The sequence below is a fragment of the Streptomyces sp. NPDC039609 genome, assembly GCF_055596705.1.
Genome location: NZ_JBVIUJ010000023.1, coordinates 1 through 25,941, shown reverse-complemented (window position 1 = coordinate 25,941; position 25,941 = coordinate 1). Strand labels below are relative to the sequence as shown.

Sequence of the window (25,941 nt, the reverse complement as noted above, 5' to 3'; positions counted from 1 at the left end):
CGACTCCCGCACCGCCCGCTCCGAAGCACACCACGGACATCACAACTCCGCCCTTGCCCACCCCTTGCCGACCGCGGCCGCCTCCTCACCCGAAGGCGAGGCCAGACGCATCCAACGCCGTCATGCTCGTCGGCGGCTCCTACGCCGCCGCCGTTTGACGCCCGTCTGGCAGGTTCTTGGCGGGTCGTCAGCTTGAAGGGGCTCGCCGGCTGGCTAGATGTTGCGGGACATGACGTTGGTGACACAGGCCGATGTCAGGAAACCAAGATGCTTCGACGGGCATCGGTCGGGTAGCGTGCCGGCCATGTCGAGTCCTGAGTCAGACAAGGTGGGGGCTTTCGGTCACGCCGTCAGCCCCCTGAACCACTGAGCTCGTAGCCCCGTCGTCGCGCCGCATTCTGCGGCCGGGCGAGGGTGCCCTTGGGGCTGGCCGCGGTGACGAGATGACCTTCTCGTGCTTCTCCTCACCTCGGAGCCACTCGATGCCTCTCCCGCTGTACCTGCTTGCCATGGCGGTCTTCGCCATGGGCACCTCGGAATTCATGCTCGCTGGCCTCTTGCCGGACATCGCCTCAGACCTCGATGTCACAGTCGGGACAGCCGGAACGCTCACCTCGGCCTTCGCGGTCGGCATGATCGTCGGTGCCCCCTTCGTGGCTGCGCTTGCCCGCAACTGGCCCAGGCGCTCCAGCCTTCTCGGGTTCATCCTCACTTTCGCGGCAGCTCATGCCGTGGGCGCCATCACCCCCAGCTTCCCGGTCCTGTTCGCCACCCGGGTCGTCGCCGCGCTCGCGAACGCAGGGTTCCTTGCCGTCGCTCTGACAGCTGCCGCCACGCTTGTCTCACCCGACAAGAAGGGACGTGCGCTGGCCGTGCTGCTGTCAGGCACGACGGTGGCCACGATCGTCGGTGTCCCTGGCGGCTCGGTGCTCGGCGCGGTGCTCGGCTGGCGGGCCACATTCTGGGCTGTCGCCGCTCTCTGCCTGCCTGCAGCTCTCAGCATCCTGAAGGGAATTCCAGCAGGACGTGATGAGGATAAGGCGACTGGCAGGCCGGCGTTGCGAGCGGAGCTCGGCCAGCTCACACGGCCGCGGTTGATCCTGGTGATGCTGCTCGGTGCGCTGGTGAACTCGGCAACCTTCGGAAGCCTCACCTTCCTCGCCCCCGTGGTGACCGACAGCGCCGGGCTGGGCGAGTTGTGGATCTCTGTCGCTCTGGTGCTCTTCGGCGCCGGTTCCTTCGTGGGCGTCACCGTCGCCGGCCGACTGTCCGACCGGCGTCCCGGTCCAGTCATCGCAGTCGGCGGCCCACTGCTGCTCATCGGCTGGCCGGCCCTGGCAGTGCTGGCCAACGAGCCGGTCGCCCTGTTCATCCTCGTCTTCGTGCAGGGCGCACTGTCGTTCGCGCTGGGCAGCACACTGATTACGCGAGTCCTCTACGAGGCCGCGGGAGCCCCCACCATGGCCGGCTCGTATGCGACCGCGGCGCTCAACGTGGGCGCCGCCGTCGGCCCCGTCATCGCTGCGGCCACCCTCAGCACCGAAGCCGGGGACCTCGGTCCGCTCTGGGCGAGTGGACTCCTCGTCGCGGTCGCGCTGCTCATCGCGTTCCCCCTCCTCACCGCCATCACCGCCGGCCGGAGCACCGAGGTGCTCCAGTGACACATGCGAACGCCCCCTTGAACATCGAGGGACGCCGAAGGCTCGTGGAGCGCTGCCGCACCCGTCCGATCGCGCACGTCGCCGCCGAGGCCGGCGTCTCCCGCGCCTGCCTGTCCAAATGGAAGAACCGGTACGACCAGTACGGGGAACTCGGGCTGCAGGACCGCCCAAGCGTCCCGCGATCCTCACCGACCCAGACCCCACCCGATGTCGTCGAACGGATCGAGCGGTTGCGGCGGGACAACAAGTGGTCCGCCCGCCGGATCACCCTCGAACTCGCGAACCAAGGCGTGCGGATCAGCGAGCGCACCGTAGGCCGGTGGCTGGCGCGCCTGGGCATCAACCACCGCCGGTTCCTCGACCCCGACGGCTCGGCCAACAGGCGCCCGTCGAAACGGATCGTGGCCCGGTATCCGGGCCACATGGTCCACCTGGACGTCAAGAAGGTCGGACGGATCCCCGACGGCGGCGGGTGGCGGGCCCACGGACGCGGCTCCGAGCAGGCCAGGGCCGCACAGCGCGCGAAGACCGCTGGCGCCAAGGGCGGGTACATCTACCTGCACTCTGCCGTCGACGGATTCTCCCGCTTGGCCTACACCGAGCCCCTTCCCGACGAGAAGGCCGCCACCACCGTGGGGTTCCTCAGCCGCGCCCGCGCGTTCTTCGCCGCCCACGGTATCCACCGGGTCGTGCGCGTGGTCACCGACAACGGCGCCAACTACCGCGCCACGGTCTTCGTAACCTCCCTGATCTCGTGGGCCTCCCGCCACCAGCGGACCAAGCCCTACACGCCCCGGCACAACGGCAAGGTCGAGCGCTACCAGCGCATCCTCGCCGAAGAACTCCTCTACGCCAGGCAGTGGACTTCTGAAGCAGAACGAGCTCGGGCGATCGCGGTCTGGAACGTCCACTACAACTACCACCGGCCTCACACCGCCGCCGGAAACCGTCCTCCAGCCTCACGCCTCCACGCGAGCGTCACCAACGTCATGGCCAGCAACAGCTAGACGGCCTCGGGAAGGTGCTGGAGAGGAGTGGACCACCACCGACTCGCCCTTGCGCTCCGGAGGTGCGTTGCCCGACTTCCGGGCGGGTGCGAGCGGGGGCGCGGCGTCACGGAGGGACGTCAATGCCGCGAGGAGGCGTACAGGATCCAGGCGTGTCCGTCAGGTTCTGAAGCGTCCCCCGGGAGGCTCCGCTTTCCTCAAGGTGCGCGATGTAGGTCGCCAAGCCGATCGGGACGCTCCGGCCATCCAGGATCCGCCGAAAGCCCTGGCCAGAGCACCGACTGCCCCCTCGTCCCGCACATTCTGGAGCAGCCAATCGCTGAACCCGCCCAATGGTTCACTCCCGCCGCCTCTGTTTCTCGGATTGGCGAGAGCCGTTGATCGCCTCGCAGGGAGGGTGCCGACGCCGGTCGCAGTCGGTACTAGTGAGAATGGAACGTTCTCGGCCGACGGTCGTGGCCCTGCGTGGGTGAGCAGGGCCAGAGCGTAAGCCGCAGGCTCCCCCCGTCTGCGAGGCGTTCCGGGCCGGAGCGAGCGAGCATCCTCCTCAAGGACGCGGCGCCGGCGGAACCGGTCGGCGGCAGGCGGGGGCTCCTTCCGTCACCCGTCGAAGCGGTCGCGGGAGGCCTCGATGTCACCGAGGTAGCGGTGGGTCCAGTCGCACAGGCCGTCGATCGTCACCCGCAGGGCCTGGCCCGGCTCGGTGAGGGTGTATTCGACCCGCGGCGGTATGACGGGGTGCACCGTCCGCTCGATCAGGCCGTAGCGCTCCAGCATGCGCAGGTTCTGGGTGAGCATCTTGTGGCTGATGCCATCGACCTCGTCGCGCAGCTCACTGAAGCGCAGGGTGCGTTCCCCCAGGGCCTCGATGATCAGGAGTGCCCACTTGTTGGCGACGTCCGTGAAGATCTCCCGCGCCAGGGAGTCCGCGCGCCGCAGGTCCGCGTCCTCCGGCGAGCCGCTGTACTGCTTGGTTCCCATCTGGTTCCCCAGTCACCGAAAAGTGCGTTCTTCCATGTCAGCGCCCACTCTCCTACGGTTTCCCAGTAACCACAAGAGAGCGGCTCGGCGCAGCGGCTCTCACAGCAAACGGAGGCAGACAGCATGGCCATCACCCTGGTGAACCCCGACGGACTGCCGGTGAGCGACGCCTACCGGCAGGTGTCGGTTGCGACCGGATCGAAGCTGGTCTTCATCGCCGGGCAGGTCGCCTGGGCCGCCGACGGAGTGACGGTCGGCGAAGGCGACCTCGCCGCACAGGTCGAGCAGTGCTACCACAATGTGGGCACCGCCCTGGCCGGGGTGGGTGGCTCCTTCGACGACGTGGCGAAGGTGACCGTCTACGTCGTCGACTGGACCCCCGACAAGATGCCCTCGCTGATGGAGGGGCTCGGCCGGGCGGTCGCGAAGCTGGGGATCACCAGCGCGCCGCCGGCCACGCTGATCGGCGTCGCGGCACTGGACGTCCCCGAGCACCTGGTCGAGGTCGAAGCCACCGCCGTCCTCGACTGAGCAGGCCTTCTCAGCCGCCGACCTGGAGGACGCGGTCGAGCGAAGCCTCCAGGTCGAGCTCGCCTTCACGGGTCTGCGCGCCCGCCCTCACTGCGGCGCGCGCATCCGCTCAACCACCGCGTCCGGGGCCGGGTACACCATGCCCAGCGCCTCGCTCTCCTTGCCGAGCCCCTCCAGCAGGCGCCCGCTGGTGGATTCGGCTCGGTCGAAAGGCCTGCACGGTCAGGTACCTGTCCACGGCGACACGCCATCAGCTGCTGCTGGCGGCGAAAAGGGCGTCGGCGGCAGCCAGGACGGCCTCTCGGTTGCGCAGGGCGTCCGCGCGCTCGGGGCGCTGGGTCACGGGTCCTCCTCTTGGTCTTCAGCCTGTTCGAGCCCCGCGACCCCTTCATGGTGTCCGACGGTCGGCATGGCGTGCTCAGGGTCGGATCGTGTCGTCGAGCCAGTCGAAGATAGGCCACCGCCTACCGGTGCTTCCCCGACCTCCCCTCGCTCATCGGCGAGTCCCTGGCCGGAGCCTGGCCCGCGCCCGTCGATGCGCTGCAGCCCGTCGCCGACTCCTCCGACCCCGTCGAACGCGTCGCCTTCGCCTGCGAGTTCCTGCTGCGCGGCATCCTCGTCCGCCAGGGGGCGGTGCGCGCCAAGATCGCGGCCACCATCACCCGGCCCGAGACGGCGGCAGCGCGCCCCGGTATCCGCTTCGGCCTGATCGACCATGAGCTGATCCCGCTGTGGGACACGCTGGGGCGGCGGATCCGGAGGCGTTCGCCCAGCTCAAGCGGGACCTCGCCGTCACCGTGAGCGCGGAAGCCCTCTTCTGCCTGATGGACCTGTGCAGGCTCGGCGCCGACGAGGCCGTGGCCAGCGCCGTGCGCACCGCGAGCACGCTCACCGAGGCCGCGGTGCGCCGGGCCGCGCAGCGCTGGCGCTCGGCGGGACGGAGCCCGGGATACCCCGTCGGCGAGGGCCGTGCGCGACTACGTCACGCGTCACCACACGCGGCTGTCGACTCATCTCGTCGGTGGCGGGCGGGTCCGCTGCCCGGGTCGGTGTTCAGGCGATCCGTACGTGGTCGCTGTCGTGGTCGGACAGGAACGCCGCCAGGCTCTGGCCCTCCTCGGTGAGGGCGGTGTACTCGGTCCGGGTGAGGCCGCGCAGCGGGGTGACGGTCACGGTGCCCCCGTCGACGGTCCAGGTCGCGGCGACCCGGCCGTCCACCAGTACGACGCGTGCGCCGGCGACGGACAGGCCGCGGTGGGCGTCGTCGATGATCCGGCTGCGGTCGTGGTAGCCGAGGATCGCGTTGTCGAACGCCGGCAGGAACAGCACCGGAGCGGGTGTATCGGGATCGGGGCGCGGCGCGTCGGCTCGCCGCGGAAGGTGACCAGCTCCTCTCGGATCGAGGCCACCGCGGCCGGTAGTCCGGTGAGGCCGCACCAGGCGCGCAGGTCGGCCGAGGCCGCGGGGCCGAACGCGGCCAGATAGCGTCGTACCAGGGCTTGGCCCACCGGATCGGAGCCGCCAGGCGACGGGGAGGGGGACGGGGCCGGGGCCGACGGGGCGATCTCGCGCCCCAGCCAGGACGAGAGCAGGACGTTGCGCACTCCCGCCTTCGTACGCCACAGCCCGCGCGGCGGCAGCTGCACCATCGGGACGAGGGCGGCGATCACCATCTCGCCCAGTGCCCTCGGGCCCGGCGCCGGCCAGCGGTCGGCGAGTGCCCGCGCGAGGTCGGCCGTCGAGCGGGGCTCGCCGTCGGCCATGACCGCCCGGCCCGCCGCGGCGAGCTCGTCGAGGTCCACCCCGTCGAGCTCGCGGCGGTAGGTTCCGAGCGCCCGCCCGCGCAGCATGCTGTCGTGAAGGGCCCGCCAGGCCAGAGCGTCGTCAGCGGTGACGAGGTGAATGGTGCGGCGCATCAGGTGGGTCCTTACCACGCTCCGTCCGGTCAGCTGCTCGTCCAGCGTCACCGGGTCGAACGCGCGCAGCCGCGACCAGAGCCCGGTGAACGGCTCCTGCGGTTCCTGCGCGCTTGCAGACCGCCGAGGTGCGCGACGGCGCCGAGCACCGGCATGTCGGCGCGGTCGAGCAGCAGTTGACGGGCGAGCGCCGCGCGATTGAGTGCCCGGGTGTCCAGGACGGTCCTCGCTGTCATGCCGCGGCGCGCCCGTCGGTCGATCGCCTGCGCGGCACCGCATGCTCGATGCCGCGATCGGTCCGGCCAAGTACGGGCATCCTCACACCGGTGCTCACGCCGCGTCGTACTCGCTGACGACGTCCACGACCCAGGTGACGCCGAACCGGTCCTTGAGCATTCCGTACAGGGGCGCCCACTGCGCGGGCTCCAGCGGCTGCACGACGGTCGCGCCCTCGGAGAGCTTCTCCCAGTACGCGGTGACCTCCTCGGCCGTCTCGCCGCGGAGCGAGACGAAGAACGCGTTCTCGCCCTGGTCCCACGGCAGGCGCGAAGGCACGTCGTAGGCCATGACGCGGAAACCGTTGCCGGCGGCGACCTGGCCCCACATCACCTGGTCTGCCTCGGACGGCCCCTGGATGTTCCCGGCGTCCTTGTACGTGACCACGGCCATCTCCCCGCCGAACACCCACTGGTAGAAGGCCAGGGCCGCGCGGGCGTCGCCCCGGAAATTCAGGTGGGTCACCGTATTGACGGACATGAAGGCTCCTTGTCGCTCGGTTCATCGGCTGGTGCCGATCGCTCGATGACCACCTTCACAGGAGAAGCGGACAGGTTGTGGCCGGTTCTCCTGGCAGGATGGGGATCATGCAGAAGACCTCAGCGCGACTGCTGTCGCTGCTCTCGCTCCTCCAGGCGCGCCGGGACTGGCCGGGGCAGTTGCTGGCCGAACGGCTGGAGGTCAGCCCGCGCACTGTGCGCCGCGACGTCGACCGGCTGCGCGAGCTCGGCTACCCGATCCTGACCGCCAAGGGCCCGGACGGGGGCTACCGGCTCGACGCCGGCACGGAGCTGCCGCCGCTGCTGTTCGACGACGAACAGGCCGTCGCGCTGGCCGTAGCCCTCCAGATCGCCACCACCAGCGGCGCCGGCATCGAGGAGGCCGCGGTACGCGCACTGACCACCGTCCGGCAGGTCATGCCCGCCCGGCTGCGCCGCCGGATCGACACCCTCCACTTCACCGCAGTCGAACGGCCCGGGGCCCGGACGGACCCACAGGCCGACAGCGGCGTGCTGATGGCGCTCAGCGCCGCAGTGCACGCCTGTGAGGTGCTGCGCTTCGACTACGAGCCCGCCGTTGATGCCCCGCCCCGCCGGGTGGAGCCGCACCACCTGGTCACCTGGGGCGGGCGCTGGTATCTCGTCGCCTGGGACCTCGACCGCGAGGACTGGCGCACGTTCCGCGCCGACCGGATCGCCCCACGCACCCCCACCGGTCCCCGCTTCACCCCGCGCGAGGTGCCCGGCGGCGACGTGGCCGCCTTCGTGGCCGCGAGATTCCGCGGCTCCGACGGCTCCGACGGCTCCGGCGACTGGCCGTGCCGCGGCGAGGTGATCCTCGACCTGCCCGCCCGCGAGGTGTCACCGTACGTCCTCGACGGCGTCGTCGAAGAGCTGGGCCCAAACCGCTGCCGACTCGTCCTGGCCTCCTGGTCATGGCCCGGCCTGGCCGCCGCTATCGGCAGATTCGACGCCGACATCGAGGTCGTCGGCCCGCCCGAACTCAAGGACGCCTTCGCGCACCTGGCCCTCCGCTACGCGAACGCCGCAACTGCAACGCCCGTCACACCGCCACCCACGATCCTCTGAACCACCTCTGCGTCGACCGTGATTCGGGGCGGATGGTCAGGGCGACGATGCGAGGCAGTGCGGAGGGAGTGCGCCAGCGGTCCGGGCCCGCGCGGTGGCGGTGAATCTCGGTCAGCCGAGGAGTCGGGTCTGGATCAAGTAGTCGCCGCGACAAGAGGCGGCAAAGAGCGTCAACGCGCCGCACATAGCGCACACTCTGCACGTATCGCACACGGACAGCCTGTCCAATTTGGGCCTTGCAGGCCTCTGACCTGCGGCTTTGCTTGACGTGTTTTTGATAGATCTTATTTCGATGACGCATCATGTGGAGTGCGTGGCGATCCTTGAGCCCGCTGAAAAGGGCCGCTGACCTGCCGTTTCTCCGAGTGTGCGTTATGGGTGTTACGTGCGATATCTTGACGCATATTCGACGCACGTGACGCACGTTTGACGCACGGACGGCACGGTTTCTGATGGGTCGTCATGCGCGATTGGTGACCGCCGGGCGGAGCCCTCGATTGGGTGGCGGTGGGCAGCTTGCAGTGGCCGGGGCGCTGGCTGCCGAGCTGTTGACTGCCGCTGCCTATCCGCCTCTCGATAGTGACGTTCCGTGACACGAGGTTCGCGTGCTCGTGAGGGGGCGTCCGCTGGGTCAACCGCTCCCGATCCGGTGGTGGCGAGGTCCTCGGGCTTTTCGTCTACAGGCGGATCACGATGAGGGCGGTGTCGTCGGTGAGGTCGGCCGCAGGGATGAGGCGGGTCAGAAGTGTGTCGGCGAGCTGGTCCGGGTCCGCGGCGCTGTGTTCGGGGCGGGCGCCGAGCGGTGGGTCGCTGGCCTGGTCGAGGTAGGTGACGGTGTCATCGGGGAGCCGGAGCACGGGTGGGGTGGCCGGCGCTGCTGTAGATGAGGGTGCGGGCGTTCCAGCCGACGAGGACGCAGGCGGCGGTGGTGGATACGGCGCCGTCGACGGAGCGGGCGTACAGGCTGAGAACCTCCAGGGCCTGGGCGGGGCCGTCGGAGACTCGGGAGGCGGCGGACACGGTGCGCTGCCGAGCTGGCCCATGACGCCGGCCGCGACGGCCGTGCGGCAGCCCTCAGGCAGGTCGACGAGGGCGTACCAGTCGCTGCACACGTTCAGGCTCCCACCGCTGGCCGGTGGCACACCGCGGCCCGGTGGTGGCCGAGCGGCGGGGCGCGGGCAGCATCGCCTCCTGCAGGTGGAGGGCGACCTCTCCCTCCCGGGCGTGGGCTTGACGCAGGCGCTCGTTGACCTCTTGCAACTTCCGGGCGCGGGTGTAGAGCTCGCTCGGCGCGCGGTCCGCCCGGTCGGCCGCCGCGGGCGCGGATGAGTTCGGCGACCGCTTCGACCCGGTGCAGCAGCAGAGCCACGGTGCCGTCAGGAGCGACCGGGCTCCAGTACCCGCTGAGCCGGGCGCTGGAGGGGCATCCGCTGGGCCTGCTGGAGTGCGTGAACGCCGGGACCTGGCCCGACGACGGCACCCGCACCGCGACCGCCGCGCTGATCGCGATGGGTGCGGACGGTGACCGAGCCGCGGCCTGCGTCCGAGGGCTCGGCCAGCCCGAGTGCATCGGCGCCCTCGTCTCAGAGACTCACCCCGAGAAGTTCCTGACCGCCTTCTGGAGAGCACTCCCATGTACCAGCCCCAGCCCGATGACGGACGCGTCGGCGAGCCCTACCGCGGCGATTCCTTGTCCACGGGCTTCTCTGCCCCGAGGGGGCGGCTCCTGATCGTCGTCGCCGCTTCTATGGCGGCGTTGCTGACTGGTGGCGTCGCGGTGGACCGGATCGCGGCGGCCCGTGCGGAGAGCCATACGGCCGAGGCGTTCCAGCACGGCATGGGAACCGCGGATCGGCCGTCGGTACGCGTCAGCGGCTTCCCCGTGCTCACCCAGCTGGCGAAGGGCAGCCTCCGGCACATCGACCTGGCCGCCCATGACATACCCGCGAACGGCTCGACTCGGCCCCTGACGGTGACGAAGCTGACCGTACGCCTTGACGGGCTGAAGACCTCCGGGAGTGCTGAGGAGGCTCACGCCGACCATGTCGAGGCGACCGCGTTCCTCTCGTACGGTGACGTGTCGGGCGCGCTCGGTGTGCGGATGTCACCAGGTGGCGAAACGGACCGGATCAGTGCGACGGCCGTTCTGCCGGTCGTCGGCGACGTCACCGTGAGCGCGGCCGTCTCGGCGGCAACGGGCAACCGCATCGCCTTCACGGATGTCCGCACCGTCCGGGGCGAGCTGCTTCCTCCGCTGAAAACGCTGCTGGACAGAGCCCTGGAAGATCCCATCCCGCTGGAGAGTGTCCCCGAGGGGCTGCACCTGCGATCCGTCACCACCACGCGGGACGGAATCGACGCCGCCTTCACCGGCCGCTCGGTCGCCTTCCGGCAGGGTTCGTCCGCCGCCGGGTAGGAGCGGTCGTCTCAGACGGGGCCGGGGAGGGGGCGCCGGGCGACCTCGTGGGCGTCGTCCGGTGGTACGCCCAGCATGCGCAGGGCCATCTCGGCCAGGTTCACCGCGGCCTCGTCACCGTCCACGTCGGGGCGCGCGAACCTCAGCTCCACCAGGGACAGCAGGGTGCCGCCCAGTGCGGACAGGGCCACAGTCGGGTCGGCCACGCTGAAGCGGCCGGAGGCCGTGCCGACCTCGATGTCACGCAGCGCCCGCCGGGCCAGGCCGTTGTCCGAGTGGATGTGACCGAGGCCGCGACGGCGCAGGACCTGCATCAGTTCAGGGTGGGAGTCGGCCATGCGTGCGCTGAGCCGGAAGCCCGCCGCGACGAGCTCCGCAGGGTCGTCGATCTCCGCCAGGCGCTGGTCGAAGTTCCGACCGTACTCCTCCAGGGCGTCCACCACCGCCGCCTCGAACAGCTCGGCCTTCGACTCGAAGTGGTTGTAGAAGGAGCCGAAGCCCACGTCGGCGCGCTCGGCGATCGCCTGGATGCTGCTGCCGGTGTCCCCGCTGTCGGCGAGTATCTGCCGGGCGGCGCGAATGAGCGCGCTACGGGTCTCGGCGCGACGTCGCTCGAATCGGTTGCTGGGCGGGGCTGACGTAGGCATGCGCCAAGTCTAACCGCGCAGGCGATGACGACTGCAGTTCTGATGAATCAATCATTTCCAGCCGGGAACATCTTGACGACGGAACTGTCAAAGTTGATGATTTCCTCATTTCGGCAATGTTGCTCGGAGGACACCATGTCTGAGACCCGCGTCCACGGGGCCGATGCCAAAACGGCCCACCAGGACCTGCATAGCGAACAGGGAGCCCTGAGGGGCGAGCATCCCGGCCGCTCCCGGAATCCCGTGATCAAGGTCGCGGACCTGGCCTGGCTGGAGTTCGAGAAGCCTGACCTGGAGCGAGCCGAGGTCTTCGCCCGGGACTTCGGCTTCCAGATCGCCGCGCGCACAGACAGCGAGCTGTGGCTGCGCGGCACGTTCGCCGGCTCGCCGTGCATGGTGATCCGGCGCGGGCGTACGTCCCGCTTCATCGGCCCGGCGTTCCGTGCGGCGGAGCGTCCCGATCTGGACCGGCTGGCGCGGGCCACCGGTTCCCACGTGCGTGACGCGGACGTACCCGGTGGCGGAAAGACGGTCGACCTGCTCGATCCGTCCGGCTTCCCGGTGCGGGTGGTGCACTGCGGCGAGCAGCTGCCGGCGCTGCCCGAGCAGCTGCCGCTGCTGCTCAACTTCGGTACGGACCATCGTCGTACGAACACCACGCAGCGCCCGCCGCGCGAGCCGTCCCGGATCCAGCGGCTGGGCCACGTCGTCCTGGAGACCCGCGTGTTCGGCCGGGCCCTGGACTGGTACCTGGACACGCTGGGGATGATCGTGTCCGACTTTCTCTTCCTGGACGGGCAGCGCGACCGCGGCCCGACCATGGCGTTCATCCGCTGCGACCTCGGCAGCGTGCCGGCCGACCATCACACGCTGGCCATGCACCTGGGACCGGGGACCGGCTATGTCCACTCCGCCTACCAGGTCACCGACCTGGACTCGATCGCCGTCGGCGGCGAATACCTCAAGGAACGCGGATACCAGCGCAGCTGGGGCGTCGGTCGGCACATCCAGGGCAGCCAGCTCTTCGACTACTGGCGCGACCCCGACCGCTTCATGCTGGAGCACTTCGCCGACGGCGACCTGTTCTCCAGCGACGTCGAGCCCGGGTGGGCACCCATGTCGACCAGCGGTCTTGCCCAGTGGGGTCCACCGGCCACGCGTGACTTCCTCGGCGCGAGTCCCTCCCCGCAGCGGGTCCGCGACGTCATCCAGGCCCTGCGCGGCGACAACGAGATGGACCCGGCGCGCCTGCTGGGCCTGCTCAAAGCCGCCAAGTCCTGAACACCGACCCCCTCACGAAGGTACTGACATGAGCACCAACGTCCTGCGCACCGCCGACGGATGGTGGGTCGTCCGCGGCCACCGGGCCATCCCTGTCGACACCAAGGCCACCACCACCGCCGAGCTGATCGCCGATCGTGACGCCGTACGAGAGGCGGCTCGCTCGACCGAGGCGGGCACGCCCGTCGCCGACCTGGCCGTCCTCTCGCCGGTCACCACCCCCTGCCGGGTGGTCGCCCAGATGGTCAACTACCGGAGTCACGCCCGTGATTCGGGCTTCACGGGCGACATCCCGCCCGCCTTCTTCCGCAAGGCGTCCGGGTCGGTCAGCGGACCCGGCGACCCCGTCGTACGGCCCTCGCACGTGAAGTTCCTCGACTACGAGGTCGAACTCGGGCTCGTCATGGGCGCCACCCTGCCCATCGGCACCACGGTCGACGAGCGGGACCTGCCGTCGTACGTCGCCGGGCTCGTCGTCACCAACGACATCAGCGCGCGCGACGTCCAGCTGACCAAGACGCAGTTCTACGAGAGCAAGTCCTACCCGACCTTCACACCGACCGGCCCGTACCTCGCCCTGCTGGAGCCGGAGGACTTCGTCCATCTCCTCGACCTCAGGCTGAAGCTGTCCGTCAACGGCGAGCTGCGCCAGGACCGCACCCTCGCCGACATGATCGTCCGCCCGGCGCAGGCCCTCACCCTGCTGGCCCGTTTCCAGACCCTCGACCCCGGCGACCTGCTCCTGACCGGCACGCCCGGCGGCACGGCCCTCAAGGCCCCGCCGAAGCCGGTCGAGAAGGTCGGCGCACTGCTGCCGCCCGCCTTGAAGTGGAAGGCTTTCTTCAAGTCCCAGGCGAAGAACCCGCACTACCTGCACGCGGGAGACGTGATCACGGCGACGATCGCGACCCCGGACGGCCGGATCGACCTCGGCGAGCAGCGAACCTCCGTCACGGACGCGAAGTAGGGACCTGAGGTGAGCCGCACCGAACAGCAGGTACCCGTGGTGATCATCGGCGCGGGACCGGTGAGCGTGACCGCCGCCCTCCTCCTCGCCCGGCACGGGGTGCGCACCGTCGTCCTGGAACGCCACCGGGACGTCTACCCGCTCCCGCGCGCCGTCGCCACCGACGACGAGGTCCGCAGGATCCTCCAGGCCGCGGGCGTGGGGGAGGAGTTCGCAGAGATAGCCCGCCCCGCGAACGGACTGCGGCTGCTGGACGCCCGGCACCGGGTCATGGCCGAGTTCCGGCGCTCCGAGCACGGTCATCACGGCTACCCGCAGACCAGCATGTTCGACCAGCCCGAGCTGGAGCGACTGCTGCGCGAGGCCCTCGCCCGGAACCCGCAATGCGAACTGCGCAGCGGCGTGGAGGTTACCGGCGTCGGCCCGGACACCGCCGGCCCCGTGCGCGTGACTTACCGCGACGACGACGGAGAGTACGAACTGTGGGCCGAGGCGGTCCTCGGCTGCGACGGGGCGAACAGCCTCACCCGCGACGCCATCGGCGCCACATGGGAGGACCTGCGCTTCGAGGAACGATGGACCGTCGTCGACGTCCGCACGAACGCCGACGTCCGCTGCTGGGAAGGCGTCGACCAGGTCTGCGACCCACACCGCCCGGCGACCTTCATGCGCGTCGGCGAAGACCGCTACCGCTGGGAGTTCCGGCTGCAGGACGAGCGGCAACCGGTGCGGGAGCTGATCGCCCCATGGATGCCACCCTCCCACGACGGTGACTTCGAGATCGTCCGCGAGACCCAGTACACCTTCCGGGCGCGCATCGCTGACCGGTGGCGCAGCGGACGAGTCTTCCTCCTCGGCGACGCCGCCCACCTCACCCCGCCGTTCATCGGGCAGGGGCTGTGCGCGGGCCTGCGTGATGCCTACAACCTCACCTGGAAGCTGGCCCGCGTCCTGGGCCAGGGCGGCGACGAGCGGCTGCTTGACACGTACGAGAGCGAGCGCAAGCCGCACGCACGGCATGTGATCCGGCTCGCGGTCGCCATGGGCTGGGCCATGACCGGCGGCCAGGACGGCGCCGCCGCACTACGCCGCAGGATCCTGGCCGCTGCCTGCCGCATACCCGGCCTCACCGCGGCGGCGGGCCGGGACCTCAGCCCGTCCCTGACCGCCGGGCCCCTCGTCCGGCGCCGTATGCGCAGGGGCCTCGCGGGCACCCACTGCCCGCAACCATGGGTGGCACTCGACGGACGGCGCATCCGCCTCGACGAACTGCTCGGCGACTCCTTCACCGTCCTGACCGCCGCCGAACCCTGGCCCGCACTGAACGCCCTCGCCCACGCGCTCGGCGCCCGGACGATCCCTGTCACCGGCCTCGGTGACGACGGCACTCTCGCGGCCTGGCTGCGCGCCGGCAGGGTGGATGCCGTCCTGCTGCGCCCCGACCGCGTCGTCATGGACGTCGTTCCGGCCGGGAGGCACGACTTCACCGACACCGCCGCCTGGGCGGCCCTCCTGCACACCACGCGCAGCACCCTCCCCCTCCAACAGACCGCCGAGAAGAGCCTGCTGAGGAGCGCCACACGATGACCAGGCCGGACCCCTTCACGACCCCTGACCCCAAGGCCGTCGTGAACAGCCGCATCATGGACTTCGCCCGCCACGCCGGGCTCGACGGCACCGACTACGCCACCCTGCACCACTGGTCGGTCACCGACCTGGAAGGCTTCTGGCGCGCGGTGTGGGAGTACTTCGACATCGAGTCCGACACCCCGTACGAGCAGGTGCTGGCCGAGGAGCGGATGCCGGGCGCCCGGTGGTTCCCCGGCGCCACCCTCAACTACACCCATCACGCCCTGCGCAACCTCACCGACGACGCCGTGGCGATCATCGCCCTCGACGAGACCGGCTCCAGTCACGAGGTGACCGGCGGCCGGCTGCGCGCCCAGGTCGCCTCCGTCGCCGCCACACTGCGCGATCTGGGCGTCGGCAAGGGGGACCGGGTCGTGGGCTACCTGCCCAACACCCCGCACGCCGTCGTCGCCTTCCTCGCCGCCGCGAGCCTGGGCGCGGTGTGGTCGGTCTGCGGGCAGGACTACGCCCCCAAGGCCGCCGCCGACCGCTTCGCCCAGCTCGAACCCACCGTCCTGATCGCCGCCGACGGCTACCTCTTCAACGGCACGACCCACGACCGCCGCGAGGCCGCCGGTGAACTGGCCGCGCATCTCCCGACGTTGAAGGCGACGCTGCTGGTGGACCACGTGGGCCTGCCGTGGCCTTCGCGAGCGTTCCCGTCGCTGGTGGTGCCGTGGGAGGACGCGTCCACCCGCGCCGAGGAACTCACGTGTACGCCGGTGCCGTTCGATAACCCGCTGTGGGTCGTGTTCTCCTCCGGCACCACCGGTCTGCCCAAGGGCATCGTCCACGGTCACGGCGGCGTCCTGCTGGAGCACCTGAAGACCCTCGGCCTGCACTCCGACCTCGGGCCCGGCGACCGTCTGCTCTGGTACACCACGACCCACTGGATGATGTGGAACCTGGTCGCCTCCACCCTGCTGACCGGCGCCACGACCTGTACGTACGACGGCAGCCCCGCACCCTTCGCCCGGCTCGACGTCCTGTGGGAGCTGGCCGCGCGCCACCGGGTGACCGTCTTCGGCACCAGCCCCCAGTACCTGCTGGGCATGGCCAAGTACGGCATCGACCCCTCGGCACACGACCTGTCGTCGATCCGCGTGGTCGGCTGCACCGGCTCCGCCCTGCCGGCCTCCGCCTACCCCTGGGTCCGCGACCACGTCGGCGACCACGTCCTGCTCGCGTCCACCAGCGGCGGCACGGACGTCGTCTCCGGCTTCGCGGGCAGCGCCCCCAACACACCGGTCTGGGCCGGGGAGCTGTCCGCACCTCATCTCGGGGTGGCCCTGGCCGCGTACGACGCCGAGGGCCTCCCGATCGTGGACCAGGTGGGCGAACTGGTCGTCACCCGCCCGATGCCGTCCATGCCGCTGTACTTCTGGAACGACCCCGACGGCACCCGCTACCGCGACGCCTACTTCTCCTCCCACCCCGGCGTCTGGCGGCACGGCGACTGGATCACCGTCACCGGACACGGCTCCGTGATCGTCCACGGCCGCTCCGACAGCACCCTGAACCGCAACGGCGTACGCCTGGGCAGCGCCGACATCCACGACGCCGTCGAACGCCTCCCCGAGATCACCGAGGCCCTCGTCATCGGCGCGGAAGAACCCGACGGCGGCTACTGGATGCCCCTGTTCGTCGTCCTCGCAGACGACGCGACCCTGGACGACCCGCTCCGCGAGAAGATCAAGGAGGCGATCCGGACCGGCGCCTCACCCCGCCACGTCCCCGACGAGATCCTCGAAGTCCCCGGCATCCCGCACACTCGCACCGGCAAGAAACTCGAAGTCCCCGTCAAGCGCCTCCTCCAGGGCGCCCCGGTCGAGCAGGTCGTCAACCCGGCAGCCGTGGACGCCCCCGACCTCATCGACCACTTCGCCCGCCTGGGCGCCGAACGCCGGAGGCGGCCGGCGTGACCACCGCACAGGTCACCCTCGCCGCCGTACTGTCCCTCGTCTTCCTCCCACTGGGACTGGGGAAGATCGCCGCGGTGCCGTTCATGCGGCAGGCGGCAGCACACCTCGGCATGCCACCGGGCCTCTACCGCGTCGTCGGCACCCTGGAAGTGGCCGGAGCCGTCGGACTGGTACTCGGACTGGCTTCCGCCCTACTCGGGATGACCGCCGCGATCGGACTCGCGCTGCTCATGACCGCGGCCGCAGTGGTCCACCTGCGCCACGGCGATCCGCCCATGCGGGCCCTACCGGCCGCCGTCCTGGCCCTGACGGCGGTGGCGTACGCCGGGGCGACGGTCGCAGCCGGCTGATGTCCTAAATGTGCGCCGTCGCGACGCATGAGACCTTGTCGCCCCCGACGGATCACGGACCGTCCTCCGTCTGCTCGGCCGGCTTTGAGCTCGTAACACGATCTTGCTGAAGAGTCCTGGTCAGCCGTGACCGGTGTGACGATTCGGCCGTTCGGGATGGTGTGACTACACGGCCGTGGATCGTGGACGATGACCTGTGGGCGCTGATCGAGCCGCTGCTGCCGCCCTGGCCCGAGAGGTCGCCTGAGCCGCGGCCGGTGCCGGACCGTCTTTGCCTCCAGGGCATCCTGTTCGTCCTCTACAACGACATAGCCTGGCAACTCCTGCCCTCGGAGCTGGGGTTCGGCTCCGGGCAGACCTGCTGGCGGCGTCTTGACCGGTGGCAGAAGGCCGGGGTCTTCGACCAGCTCCACCGCATTCTGCTCGCCGAGCTGAACGCGGCCGGCGAGCTGGACTGGTCCAGAGCGTGCGTCGACGCTTCCCATGTCCGCGCGAAAAAGGGGGAGCCGACACCGGTCCGTCGCCGGTCGACCGGCGCAAGACGGGCAGCAAGCACCATCTGATCTGCGACGGACGCGGCACCCCGTTCAAGGTCATCACCACCGCGGCCAACGTCAACGACGTCACCCAGACGCTCGCCCTGGTCGACGGCATCCCGCCCGTTGCGGGCCGTCCCGGCCGGCCCCGCCGACGCCCCGAGGCGCTGCTCGGCGACAAGGGCTACGACTCCAACCCCAACCGCCGCGAACTGCGCAAGCGCCGGATCCTGCCGGTCATCTCCCGCAGAGGTGCCCCGAACATCGAGGGCCTGGGCAAGCTCCGCTACGTCGTGGAGCAGACCTTCGCCCTGCTCCACCAGTTCAAAGGCCTCGCTGTCCGCTGGGAACGCCGCACCGAACTCCACGACGCCTTCGTCTCCCTGGCCTGCAGCCTCATCTGCTGGAGACGCCTCAAGAAGCGTCGACCATGATCGTGTTACGAGCTCTTTGCTCCGAATGTCGTCGCCTCGGCCGAGCAGGGCAGGACACCATCGGTTCACGCCTGCCGGGAACGTCTTGGTGGCAGATCCGGAGGGCACGCGTCACGCCGCGCTCGGCGAACCGGCGCGACTCAGACTTTCTCGGCGGTCACGCGTGGGTGGTCGGTGGTGAGCATGGCGATGTCCTCGACGTCGGACGTCAGGATCGTGACGCGGCCGGGCTGCGAGAGGGCGGTGGCGCAGAGCATGGCGTCGATGGCGTACTTGTGGCCGTGCAGTCCGGCCGTGCGCAACAGGGTGGCGGCGGACTGGGCGAGGGCCTGGGTGACCGGCTCGACCCGCAACCGGGACAGCGTCCATTTGAGGGCGGCGTCGTTGATGCGGGGGTGGATCACCTCGACAAGGACCGCAGCTGAGGTGATCACGGGAAGGTCGGCGTCGCGGGCGGCGGTGAGCCACTCGTGGACCTCGCGGTCGCGTTGCACGGCTTTGGCCAGGCCCTCGCTGTCCAGGATCAGGGCACCGCTCACGCGGCCGCTCCTGTCCCGGAGGAGGGGGTGCCGGTGAGCTTGGCTCGCTTGGCGGCCACAGCCTCGGGATCGGCGGGGCCGTGGGTCTTGTCGAAGTCGGCGATCAGATCGTCCAGGTTGTCGCGCTCGATCTGCCGCTGCGCGGCCTTCTCCAGGAAGGCGGACACGCCACGCTTGCCGACCCGCTCACGGATCGCTTGCAGGGTGCCGGCCGCGAGGGAGACAGAGATGCCGCTGGTGGGGCCGTCGCCGGGAGGAAAGTCGGTGTCGTCGTCAGCCATGACACGGGTATGGCATTTCAAATGCTATATGGCGAGACCCCGGTCCCATGGGGGCCAGGGCCGCCGGAGGCGGATATCGTCCCGGTCGATCTGCCCGCCGACTCGGAGTCCCGGCTGACCGTGATGCGTTCGGTGATCCGCTGCGAGCGGGTGGATGTCGTGGGGCTCACCAGCCGGCTGGATATGTGGTTGGACGATGAGGGGCTCTACACCCACCCGGTCAACAAGATTGCGACGGTGCTGGCGGTTCGGTTCGGTTTCGTCTGGCAGGGCTACCGCGGGCCCGTGTTGCTGACCGGCGGTGCCGACTGCGAGGGCGAGACGGTGCCGCTCGGCAAGGACAAGCTTCTGGCGCTGCTCGCGAGCCTCGGCGAGCTCTGAGCCCCCGGCCCGCCCTCACCCCGGGGGCGGGCCCCGGCGGCGGGGGAGTGGCCCATGTGCCGCCATCGGAATCACCCGCAGTTGGGAGAGGAGCCCGCCTTGTCGGTCACCTTCACTGCCGAGTTCACCGGGGGCCGGTCAGCATGGCCAACTCCCATGCGGCCCGTGTGCTGGGCATCTTCGGGTACGCCGAGCCGTACGGGGACGAGGACGCTCAGCTCTTCCTCGGCCGGGTACTGCTCGCGCTTGCGCTGGACCCCGAGGACGCTGGGCGTCCCGCCGTCACGGACGGTTGTTTCATCGATTGTGGCCGCTCCCAGGGGTACACCGGCACGCGCCTGCACGAGCTGCGCCGGCTCGCCGAGGACGCGCACGCACGGGGCCTGCGCGTCACCTGGGGCTGAACAAGCCACCCCGAAACGACTGTGTGCCGCTCTCTGCCGCATGCCCCGCCCGCAGGTGCCTGACGCCTGACCGTCTGGGCGTGACGCTCACAGCCGCGCGCAGGCGGCATTCCCGCACCCCCACTCCGCCCCGCCCGCCCGGCGGCGCCGGCCCCGCTCACGAAGGAGCCCCGTGTGGAAGGTCACGTAATTCCCCAGCCAGAAGTTCACGTGCTTCCCCATGGGGATTCCGGAGGTACTCCGTCGGCACAAGCCGCCCAGCGGAGCGCCCCTTCCTTGCGAAGCGCATCGGCCGCCCGGCCTACACCTGGATCGCCGCATGCCCCGAGTCGGTTTAGATTTCGCCGAAGATGTGGGGTTTCGCCCTCCTTCGCCGAAAGGTTTGTCTGCATGATTCGCCGTTGGTTCACAGCCGCCCTGGGCGCGCTCCTGCTTCTCACACCCGGGACACTCACGGTTGCATCGGCCGCAGAGGCCCCAGCCCCTCTGCGGGTCATGAGCCGCAACCTCTATCTGGGTGCCGACCTGGCGCCCGTCCTCGCTGCCGGTAACCCACAAGCGCTCGTCGCTGCGGTGACCGCGGTATACGCGAACGTCCAGGCGACGAACTTCCCTGAGCGGGCCGAGGCGCTGGCCGACGAGATCGCCGACAGCGATCCTCACCTCGTGGGCCTCCAGGAAGCCGTGCTGTGGCGCAGCCAGACCCCGGCCGGACCCGGCAGCGCCACCCACGTCGAGTACGACTTCCTGCAGATCCTGCTCGACAAGCTCGCCGCCCGGGGCAGGCACTACGCGGCCGTGGCCACGGTCACCGTCGGCAGCGACTTCGAGGCCCCGCGGTCCACACCCAGCGGTCTGCAGGACATTCGCCTCACCGACCGCGACGTACTCCTGGCCCGCACCGACCTGCCTGCGCGTGTCTTCTCCGTGGCCAACCCGCAGGCCGCCACGTTCCAGAACTTCGTGCCCATCTGTCGTCCGACGTTCGGCTGCCCGCCCAATCCGCCGATCCAGGTCAGGCGAGGCTGGGTCGCTGCCGACGCCACCGTGCGCGGCCACACCACCCGGGTGGTCACCACCCATCTGGAGCCCGTCTCTCCCGCCGTTCAGGAAGCACAGGCCGACGAACTGCTCGCCGGCCCGCTGAACACCGGACTCCCTACCGTGCTTCTCGGCGACCTCAACTCGGCCGCCGGCGGAGTCGGCGCAACACCGGGGACCGCCACCCAGAGCTACAACCACCTGCTGGCCGCCGGCTTCACCGACGCCTGGACCGCCACCCGCCCCCGCGACCCTGGCTTCACCTGCTGCCAGGCCGCCAACCTGATCAACACCACGTCCAGCCTCACCCAGCGCATCGACTACGTGCTCTTCCGCGGCAGCATCACCGCACTGGCGAGCAACCGGGTGGGCGACAACCAGTCCGACCGCACTCCGTCAGGCCTGTGGCCCTCCGACCACGCCGGCGTCACGAGCGTGCTTCTGCTGCGTTGAGTGACACCGCACAGGAGGAGGGCCCTTCATGAACGGTTGCCTCAACATGCCCTCCAAACGCCGCGCCTTTGCCTGGGGAATTACGTGACGCTCAAGGCCTCGATCGTGGGGAAATCCCTGAACGCTCACACCCCGACATGACCACCAACCCGACCACGAGTACTGCCCCTGCTGGTTACTCCGTCCCGGCTGCTGCCGCGCCCGCCCGTCCGCGCTCGCCCGTGCTGCCGCCCGCTGCCGTGCCGCGGTCTGTCCGCCGCCGGGCTGCTGCCCGGGCCCGCGCCGCCTACCCGCTGTCCGTCTCTGGGCATCAGAGGAAGCCCAACGGGACGTCCTTCTCGATGCAGAGCCGCAGGACGCCTGCCAGCTGGCGGGCATCCTCGATGTGCTGGAAGAGCTGGTCGCCGCCCTCCTGTGCCCACTGGTCGGTGATCGCTTCCAGCCGGACCAGAATCGACGCGCACTCGGCAGGCGAAAGGTCGTCGCCGCCGGCATCCGGATGATCGAGAAGTGGCTCCAGAGCGGTGGACACCTGACTCCACGGGCGTTCGCCGCCGAAGCCTGACATCTCGGAGAGGACGAACCCCTCGGCCTCGGCCAGACGCCGCCGGAACGCAGCGAAGTCGCTGTAGGACCAGGAGACATCAGGACTGTCGTTGTCACCGTCAGCCGGGAAGAGAATCAGCCCCATGTGCCCCCCTTGCTTGCCGCGCACACAGGATCCAGGACGCAGGGCAGCGCCTGCAACTGGAAAGATCTTGGTGTGGCTCGTGTGATCACGGCGTCAGAGCCGTGCTGGATTGTCCCGTTCACCGGCAGCGAGCACCTGCTGGAAGCAGCCGAGCTTGCGCCGGCGTGTGTTGCTGGCCCCGCGATGGTCGTAAGCAGCCAGGCGACATGCTCGGCGAGCTCGTATGAGACATCGAGCATGGCTTGCTAGGGAACCAGCAGGGCCCCTTCGGTCGCCGGTGTGATGAGTGGAGTCACCACGCCAACGGCAAAGGGCCCTGCCTCGGCACCGCACTTGCTGACCAGCCCGTTTCACCCTTCAGCACAGGATGGAAGGGGTTCAGTGCCGGCAGAGTTCAACCCCAGGGGTCGGCAGGCGCCCGCGGGCTGCTATGCGGCTCGGCTACCTCTAACGTAGGCGGGCAGTTTCGCAGCGGCCGTTCACTTGTACCACGCTTGGTAGCCGTTCTCGATGGCCGCGATGCTGCACGTGTGGAGACGCAGGCCGTGGTTGGCGCTGTAGTCGAGGCACTGGCCAGTGGCCCGGTTGGCCCAGTTCCTCTTCGTGTCGTTGTCGATGTACGAGGGCCCGCCCCACGCTTGGTAGCCGTTATCGAAACTCGCGCTGCTGCAGGCGTGGGTGCGGAGGCCGTGAGCGCTGCTGCCGTCCAGGCACCGCCCCGTCATCCGGTTCATGATCCGGGCCCACCCATAGCGGTTACTGGATATCTCCCACTTCTGGTAGCCGTTGTTGTAGCTCGCGGAGCTACACGGATGCGCCCGGAGCCCATGGGCGCTGCTGTCATCCAGGCACATGCCTGACTGCGGGTTCTTCAGCGGCAAATCGGCGGCGGCCGCGGCGCTGGGCGCGGTAGCGAGCATCATGCCGATGACGACACCGAACACAGCAAGGGTTCTACGCACGGGTGAAATCTCCTGGGTGGACGTGGAGTTGCTGATCACGGCATTCTCCCATCGGTACGTAGCCGCTCGTCGTCGACAACAGTCTCGTGTTCTGCCTATCGGTCCCACCGGGGGTGGGAACCGTCGGCGGTGATGGTTGGTGGCTTTGGTGTCTGCCGCTGTTGTGGTGTCGTGGTCTGCCCGTCCGGGAGGCGTGTCCCGTGTGGCGCTCGTCCGGGCTGCGCATGCCGTGGCCCGGCGCCAGTGGTTAGGGTGGTGGTGGTGTCTGGCTTTGGGTTGATGGTCTGCCTTTGGCGGTCAGATGTCGGGCGGTGGTCGGTGTGGGAGGGCTGCTAATCCTTCTTCCCGGGGTCTTTCCCAGACGTATCCGTCGAGGCCGGCACCGGATTCGTGGTCGATGAGCCGGTAGTCCAAGGAGACCCGCCAGGTCTCCGCCGGCACTGACGTCTCACACCGGGCCTCAACGCAGTACCGGAAGAGATACCGCAGGTGGGACGGCGCCATGCCGGTACTGGGATCAGCCGTCGCGTAGACGATGACCTCGTAGTCGCGCATGTAGTTGGTGTATCCGTGGTGCACGACAGCGTGATCGAAGGTCTCGTCCAGCATCTGCTCAAGTACGGCGGTGTCCATGCCGCCCTTCTACCTCACTCGACGAGGCCTTCGATAACGAGATTCACGGGTGTTGGGCGCCGCTGCCTCAGAGATCGCCCGGACAAGTCCTAGTCTTCGACGCCCAAGACGGCGCGCGCGCAGTTGACGAAGGCGTGCATGGCCTCGTTGTGCGCACGCCCGCACTCCTCGATCAGCGAGCCTGCCTCAGGCTCCATGCAGTCGTCGAGCAAAGCCGACCGCTCCTCTGTGCTCAGGAAAGGGATCCGGTCGAGAGCTGCCGATGCCGCATTGTGGGCTTCCATCATGTTCGTGTCCGTGGTCGCATACGCGGCTCGCCAGGCATCCATGGCCGCCACGGCTTGCCTGGCATCGTCGTACCCAGGCATCCAGCCACGGACGCGGCTCAACTGCAGGCGGAGCCGATACGCCTCACCTCGTCCGCGGGCAAGGCTCTGGGAGGCCTGCGACGTTTTCAGCACATCGTCGGATGCGGCTTTGAGGGAGGTGGGAGCAACAAGCTGAACAACTCCCCACGCGTGAAGGAGTTCGTCGTAGGCGGACGTGGAATCTGTGTCGGGCTCCCGGAACATCGTGTGCAGGACTCGGCCGAGCGCCCTGTCGGCTCGGATCAGGTTCGTCGCTGCGCTGATTCGCTGCTCGCGCAGAGCGGCCAAGTGGGCAGCGGCTGCGGCGTGGTCAGCCTGTTCCCGGATTGCTTGGAGGGTTGCCGTGGCCGCTGTTTTCGCTGCCTTCTCCGCAGCCTCTGCCTGGGCATAGCCTCCGCGGGCTTGGACCCAGGCGCCGAGCCAGACCCCGGCGAAGGTGGCCACTATGGGGAGGAGCAGGAGTATGAGCGTCTTGTGCTCCTTGAGGAAGTCAATCACGCACGAATCATCCCCTGATGAACACCCTCTCCGGGAGGCTGGCAGCCCTGTTTCGGGGGCTCAGACTGGTGCGGGAGCCGCCCCAGGGGCGGCAGAACGGCCGACAGCCCGCAGACCGCAATCGCGATCCCCTTCGCCGACCGAATCCACTCATTGAGCTTCTTCAGCGCTGCCGCTCCAGCGTGAGGATGGCCTTGGCGATTGACGTCATGCGGTTGGGGCTGCATCGGGACCTGCGGAAGATCCGCCAGGACTTCAGGATCGCGACACCGCGCTCGACGGGCGCTCGCGCGGCGGCCAGTGCCCGGTTGAGGGTCTTTACGGTGGGAGTGAGTTCCTGGAGTGGTTTGCGTTTGATGCCGGTGGTCAGCCACGGGCCGGCGCCTTGGTAGGCGAGATCGGCCAGGATGGGAACGCCCTGGCGCTCGCAGATCCGGATGATCCGGTGGGCACGGGCGGCGGTCAGGTCGTGGGTGCGGCCCGGTAGAGCGGGCGAGAGCCACAGCAGCCGGCCGCCGGGGTCGGTGACGACCTGCACGTTCACGCCGTGGCGTCGGTGTTTGTGGGAGTAGTCGGTCCGGCCGTCGCCGACCCGGTCGCACTCGGCGAGGGTGCCGTTGAGCAGGACGAAGTCGGGATCGTGCTCGCGCAGCGTCTTGAGCAGACCCGGTGCACGTTCGGCGAGCAGGTCGACGACCGCGCTGGTGTAGGCGTGGGCGGTGGACTCGCTGATCCCGAACCCGGCGGCGATCTTCGCCAGAGTGGTGTGTTCGCGTAGGTACACCAGTGCCACCATCGCGCGCTGAGACGGACGGAGCTTGCAGCGCCGGTCGCCCTCACGAGTGACGATCAGCATGGTGACCCACTCCACGAGCGCATGCGGCAGGTCGAGTGCGGCAGGATGGATAACCAACGAGGCCCTCGAGCAACGTGGTTGAGACGTCAGACATCTCGATCAACAGCTCGGGGGCCTCGCTCGTTGCGCTTCACGGCTCATCACCCGATCGGTAGTCAACTCAAAGAAGCTCAGTGAACATGCGGGCCCTGAAAGGGGGGATCTTACGGGTCCGAATCCCGTAGATCGCGGCAAGAAAGGATCAAAGATCCACTTGCTCACCGAGCGGGCCGGTCTGCCCATCTCGATCGGTATCTCTGCCGCGAACATGCACGACAGCCAGGGCCTGGAACCCCTCGTGCGCGGCATCCCGCCTATCCGCTCGCGCCGCGGACCGCGTCGGCGCCGCCCCGCCAAGCTGCATGCCGACAAGGGGTACGGCTACGACCATCTGCGCCGGTGGCTGCGCTCGCGGAACATCACACCGCGCATCGCCCGCAAAAGCATCGAATCCTCCCAGCGACTGGGACGTCACCGCTGGACCGTGGAGCGCACGGTGGCGTGGCTGGCCGGGTGCCGCCGCCTGCATCGCCGCTACGAGCGCAAGGCCGCACACTTCCTGGCCTTCGCCGGCATCGCCGCGACCCTGATCTGTTACCGCAGGCTGGCGGCCTGGGGAGGACGGTGCCGGGGCTGCGATGATCCAAGGCGT

The 25,941-nt window shown here is 69.5% G+C and carries 24 protein-coding genes and 4 pseudogenes; 15 read left to right on the top strand and 13 right to left on the bottom strand.

Annotation, left to right across the window (positions count from 1 at the left end):
* The first annotated feature begins 482 nt into the window (after positions 1 to 482).
* Both ACZ561_RS39035 and ACZ561_RS39030 read left to right on the top strand, forming a co-directional pair.
* Positions 483 to 1,661 (top strand): Cmx/CmrA family chloramphenicol efflux MFS transporter, encoded by a 1,179-nt coding sequence (locus ACZ561_RS39035; RefSeq protein WP_471004737.1) that lies wholly within the window; start codon positions 483 to 485, stop codon positions 1,659 to 1,661.
* On the top strand, positions 1,658 to 2,668 hold the full coding sequence (locus tag ACZ561_RS39030) for an IS481 family transposase (protein WP_471004735.1): 1,011 nt from the start codon (positions 1,658 to 1,660) through the stop codon (positions 2,666 to 2,668). The genes ACZ561_RS39035 and ACZ561_RS39030 overlap by 4 nt, the downstream gene beginning before the upstream one ends.
* Positions 2,669 to 3,268: 600 nt before the next feature.
* On the opposite strand, the gene ACZ561_RS39025 is transcribed toward ACZ561_RS39030, so the two are convergent.
* On the bottom strand, positions 3,269 to 3,649 hold the full coding sequence (locus tag ACZ561_RS39025; protein ID WP_471004733.1) for a winged helix-turn-helix transcriptional regulator: 381 nt from the start codon (positions 3,647 to 3,649) through the stop codon (positions 3,269 to 3,271).
* A 123-nt stretch (positions 3,650 to 3,772) separates the two neighbouring features.
* Between ACZ561_RS39025 and ACZ561_RS39020 the strand changes: the two genes are divergently transcribed.
* The gene (locus tag ACZ561_RS39020; RefSeq protein ID WP_471004731.1) at positions 3,773 to 4,180 is read left to right on the top strand and encodes a RidA family protein; all 408 of its coding nucleotides are present in this window, start codon (positions 3,773 to 3,775) and stop codon (positions 4,178 to 4,180) included.
* A 339-nt stretch (positions 4,181 to 4,519) separates the two neighbouring features.
* On the opposite strand, the gene ACZ561_RS39015 is transcribed toward ACZ561_RS39020, so the two are convergent.
* The 3 genes and pseudogenes from ACZ561_RS39015 to ACZ561_RS39005 all read right to left on the bottom strand — a co-directional run bounded on the left by ACZ561_RS39015 (position 4,520) and on the right by ACZ561_RS39005 (position 6,852).
* Positions 4,520 to 4,897, bottom strand: a complete 378-nt coding sequence (locus tag ACZ561_RS39015; protein ID WP_471004729.1) for a hypothetical protein — start codon at positions 4,895 to 4,897, stop codon at positions 4,520 to 4,522.
* 336 nt (positions 4,898 to 5,233) lie between these two features.
* Positions 5,234 to 6,332: pseudogene (locus tag ACZ561_RS39010) on the bottom strand (winged helix DNA-binding domain-containing protein).
* Between the two features lie 94 nt (positions 6,333 to 6,426).
* Positions 6,427 to 6,852 (bottom strand): VOC family protein, encoded by a 426-nt coding sequence (locus tag ACZ561_RS39005; protein ID WP_471004727.1) that lies wholly within the window; start codon positions 6,850 to 6,852, stop codon positions 6,427 to 6,429.
* 107 nt (positions 6,853 to 6,959) lie between these two features.
* Between ACZ561_RS39005 and ACZ561_RS39000 the strand changes: the two genes are divergently transcribed.
* Positions 6,960 to 7,961 carry a helix-turn-helix transcriptional regulator gene (locus ACZ561_RS39000; protein ID WP_471004725.1) on the top strand — a complete coding sequence of 334 codons (1,002 nt, stop codon included), beginning with the start codon at positions 6,960 to 6,962 and terminating at the stop codon, positions 7,959 to 7,961.
* A gap of 677 nt (positions 7,962 to 8,638) precedes the next feature.
* On the opposite strand, the pseudogene ACZ561_RS38995 reads toward ACZ561_RS39000, so the two are convergent.
* A pseudogene (locus ACZ561_RS38995) lies at positions 8,639 to 9,360 on the bottom strand (PP2C family protein-serine/threonine phosphatase); the annotation flags it as partial.
* Positions 9,361 to 9,594: 234 nt separating this feature from the next.
* On the opposite strand from ACZ561_RS38995, the gene ACZ561_RS38990 reads away from it, so the two are divergent.
* On the top strand, positions 9,595 to 10,377 hold the full coding sequence (locus ACZ561_RS38990) for an LmeA family phospholipid-binding protein (protein ID WP_471004723.1): 783 nt from the start codon (positions 9,595 to 9,597) through the stop codon (positions 10,375 to 10,377).
* Positions 10,378 to 10,388: 11 nt separating this feature from the next.
* Here the strand turns inward: ACZ561_RS38990 and ACZ561_RS38985 are convergent, their stop codons facing one another.
* Positions 10,389 to 11,024, bottom strand: coding sequence for a TetR/AcrR family transcriptional regulator (locus ACZ561_RS38985; RefSeq protein ID WP_471004721.1), 636 nt, complete (start codon positions 11,022 to 11,024; stop codon positions 10,389 to 10,391).
* Between the two features lie 135 nt (positions 11,025 to 11,159).
* Here ACZ561_RS38985 and ACZ561_RS38980 point away from each other — a divergent pair, with 135 nt between their 5' ends.
* From ACZ561_RS38980 to ACZ561_RS38955, 6 genes are all read left to right on the top strand, one after another.
* Complete coding sequence (locus ACZ561_RS38980; RefSeq protein WP_471004719.1) at positions 11,160 to 12,305, top strand: VOC family protein; 1,146 nt, start codon at positions 11,160 to 11,162, stop codon at positions 12,303 to 12,305.
* A 28-nt stretch (positions 12,306 to 12,333) separates the two neighbouring features.
* Positions 12,334 to 13,272, top strand: a complete 939-nt coding sequence (locus ACZ561_RS38975; RefSeq protein WP_116157421.1) for a fumarylacetoacetate hydrolase family protein — start codon at positions 12,334 to 12,336, stop codon at positions 13,270 to 13,272.
* A gap of 9 nt (positions 13,273 to 13,281) precedes the next feature.
* On the top strand, positions 13,282 to 14,859 hold the full coding sequence (gene mhpA, locus ACZ561_RS38970; protein ID WP_471004717.1) for a bifunctional 3-(3-hydroxy-phenyl)propionate/3-hydroxycinnamic acid hydroxylase MhpA: 1,578 nt from the start codon (positions 13,282 to 13,284) through the stop codon (positions 14,857 to 14,859).
* The gene (locus ACZ561_RS38965; RefSeq protein ID WP_471004715.1) at positions 14,856 to 16,823 is read left to right on the top strand and encodes an acetoacetate--CoA ligase; all 1,968 of its coding nucleotides are present in this window, start codon (positions 14,856 to 14,858) and stop codon (positions 16,821 to 16,823) included. Before mhpA ends, ACZ561_RS38965 begins: the two co-directional genes overlap by 4 nt.
* A complete protein-coding gene (locus ACZ561_RS38960; RefSeq protein ID WP_116157418.1) occupies positions 16,820 to 17,173 on the top strand; it encodes a DoxX family protein in 354 nt (117 codons plus the stop codon). Before ACZ561_RS38965 ends, ACZ561_RS38960 begins: the two co-directional genes overlap by 4 nt.
* Positions 17,174 to 17,334: 161 nt before the next feature.
* Positions 17,335 to 18,143, top strand: a protein-coding gene (locus ACZ561_RS38955) for an IS5 family transposase (protein WP_471004713.1) whose coding sequence is annotated in 2 segments (ribosomal slippage) — positions 17,335 to 17,652 and positions 17,655 to 18,143 — 807 coding nt in all. Because the reading frame shifts where the segments join, the coding sequence is not laid out codon by codon here.
* A gap of 140 nt (positions 18,144 to 18,283) precedes the next feature.
* Here ACZ561_RS38955 and ACZ561_RS38950 read toward each other — a convergent pair.
* Both ACZ561_RS38950 and ACZ561_RS38945 read right to left on the bottom strand, forming a co-directional pair.
* Positions 18,284 to 18,682 (bottom strand): PIN domain-containing protein, encoded by a 399-nt coding sequence (locus ACZ561_RS38950; protein WP_391801201.1) that lies wholly within the window; start codon positions 18,680 to 18,682, stop codon positions 18,284 to 18,286.
* A complete protein-coding gene (locus tag ACZ561_RS38945) occupies positions 18,679 to 18,963 on the bottom strand; it encodes a hypothetical protein (protein ID WP_471004711.1) in 285 nt (94 codons plus the stop codon). The genes ACZ561_RS38950 and ACZ561_RS38945 overlap by 4 nt, the downstream gene beginning before the upstream one ends.
* 9 nt (positions 18,964 to 18,972) lie before the next feature.
* Here ACZ561_RS38945 and ACZ561_RS38940 point away from each other — a divergent pair, with 9 nt between their 5' ends.
* The 3 genes from ACZ561_RS38940 to ACZ561_RS38930 all read left to right on the top strand — a co-directional run bounded on the left by ACZ561_RS38940 (position 18,973) and on the right by ACZ561_RS38930 (position 21,242).
* Positions 18,973 to 19,344 carry a DUF3846 domain-containing protein gene (locus ACZ561_RS38940; RefSeq protein ID WP_471004709.1) on the top strand — a complete coding sequence of 124 codons (372 nt, stop codon included), beginning with the start codon at positions 18,973 to 18,975 and terminating at the stop codon, positions 19,342 to 19,344.
* A 143-nt stretch (positions 19,345 to 19,487) separates the two neighbouring features.
* Entirely contained in the window at positions 19,488 to 19,748 is a 261-nt protein-coding gene (locus ACZ561_RS38935) for a hypothetical protein (protein WP_471004707.1), read from the top strand.
* A 495-nt stretch (positions 19,749 to 20,243) separates the two neighbouring features.
* Positions 20,244 to 21,242, top strand: coding sequence for an endonuclease/exonuclease/phosphatase family protein (locus ACZ561_RS38930; protein ID WP_471004705.1), 999 nt, complete (start codon positions 20,244 to 20,246; stop codon positions 21,240 to 21,242).
* A gap of 310 nt (positions 21,243 to 21,552) precedes the next feature.
* Here ACZ561_RS38930 and ACZ561_RS38925 read toward each other — a convergent pair whose 3' ends face one another.
* The 5 genes and pseudogenes from ACZ561_RS38925 to ACZ561_RS38905 all read right to left on the bottom strand — a co-directional run bounded on the left by ACZ561_RS38925 (position 21,553) and on the right by ACZ561_RS38905 (position 25,307).
* Entirely contained in the window at positions 21,553 to 21,933 is a 381-nt protein-coding gene (locus tag ACZ561_RS38925; RefSeq protein ID WP_471004793.1) for a hypothetical protein, read from the bottom strand.
* Between the two features lie 479 nt (positions 21,934 to 22,412).
* On the bottom strand, positions 22,413 to 22,934 hold the full coding sequence (locus tag ACZ561_RS38920; protein ID WP_471004703.1) for an RICIN domain-containing protein: 522 nt from the start codon (positions 22,932 to 22,934) through the stop codon (positions 22,413 to 22,415).
* Between the two features lie 318 nt (positions 22,935 to 23,252).
* A pseudogene (locus tag ACZ561_RS38915) lies at positions 23,253 to 23,528 on the bottom strand (YxiG-like protein); the annotation flags it as partial.
* A gap of 89 nt (positions 23,529 to 23,617) precedes the next feature.
* Positions 23,618 to 24,394 (bottom strand): hypothetical protein, encoded by a 777-nt coding sequence (locus ACZ561_RS38910; RefSeq protein WP_471004701.1) that lies wholly within the window; start codon positions 24,392 to 24,394, stop codon positions 23,618 to 23,620.
* A gap of 163 nt (positions 24,395 to 24,557) precedes the next feature.
* On the bottom strand, positions 24,558 to 25,307 hold the full coding sequence (locus tag ACZ561_RS38905; RefSeq protein ID WP_471004699.1) for a transposase: 750 nt from the start codon (positions 25,305 to 25,307) through the stop codon (positions 24,558 to 24,560).
* Between the two features lie 113 nt (positions 25,308 to 25,420).
* Here ACZ561_RS38905 and ACZ561_RS38900 point away from each other — a divergent pair.
* Positions 25,421 to 25,941: pseudogene (locus ACZ561_RS38900) on the top strand (IS5 family transposase); the annotation flags it as partial.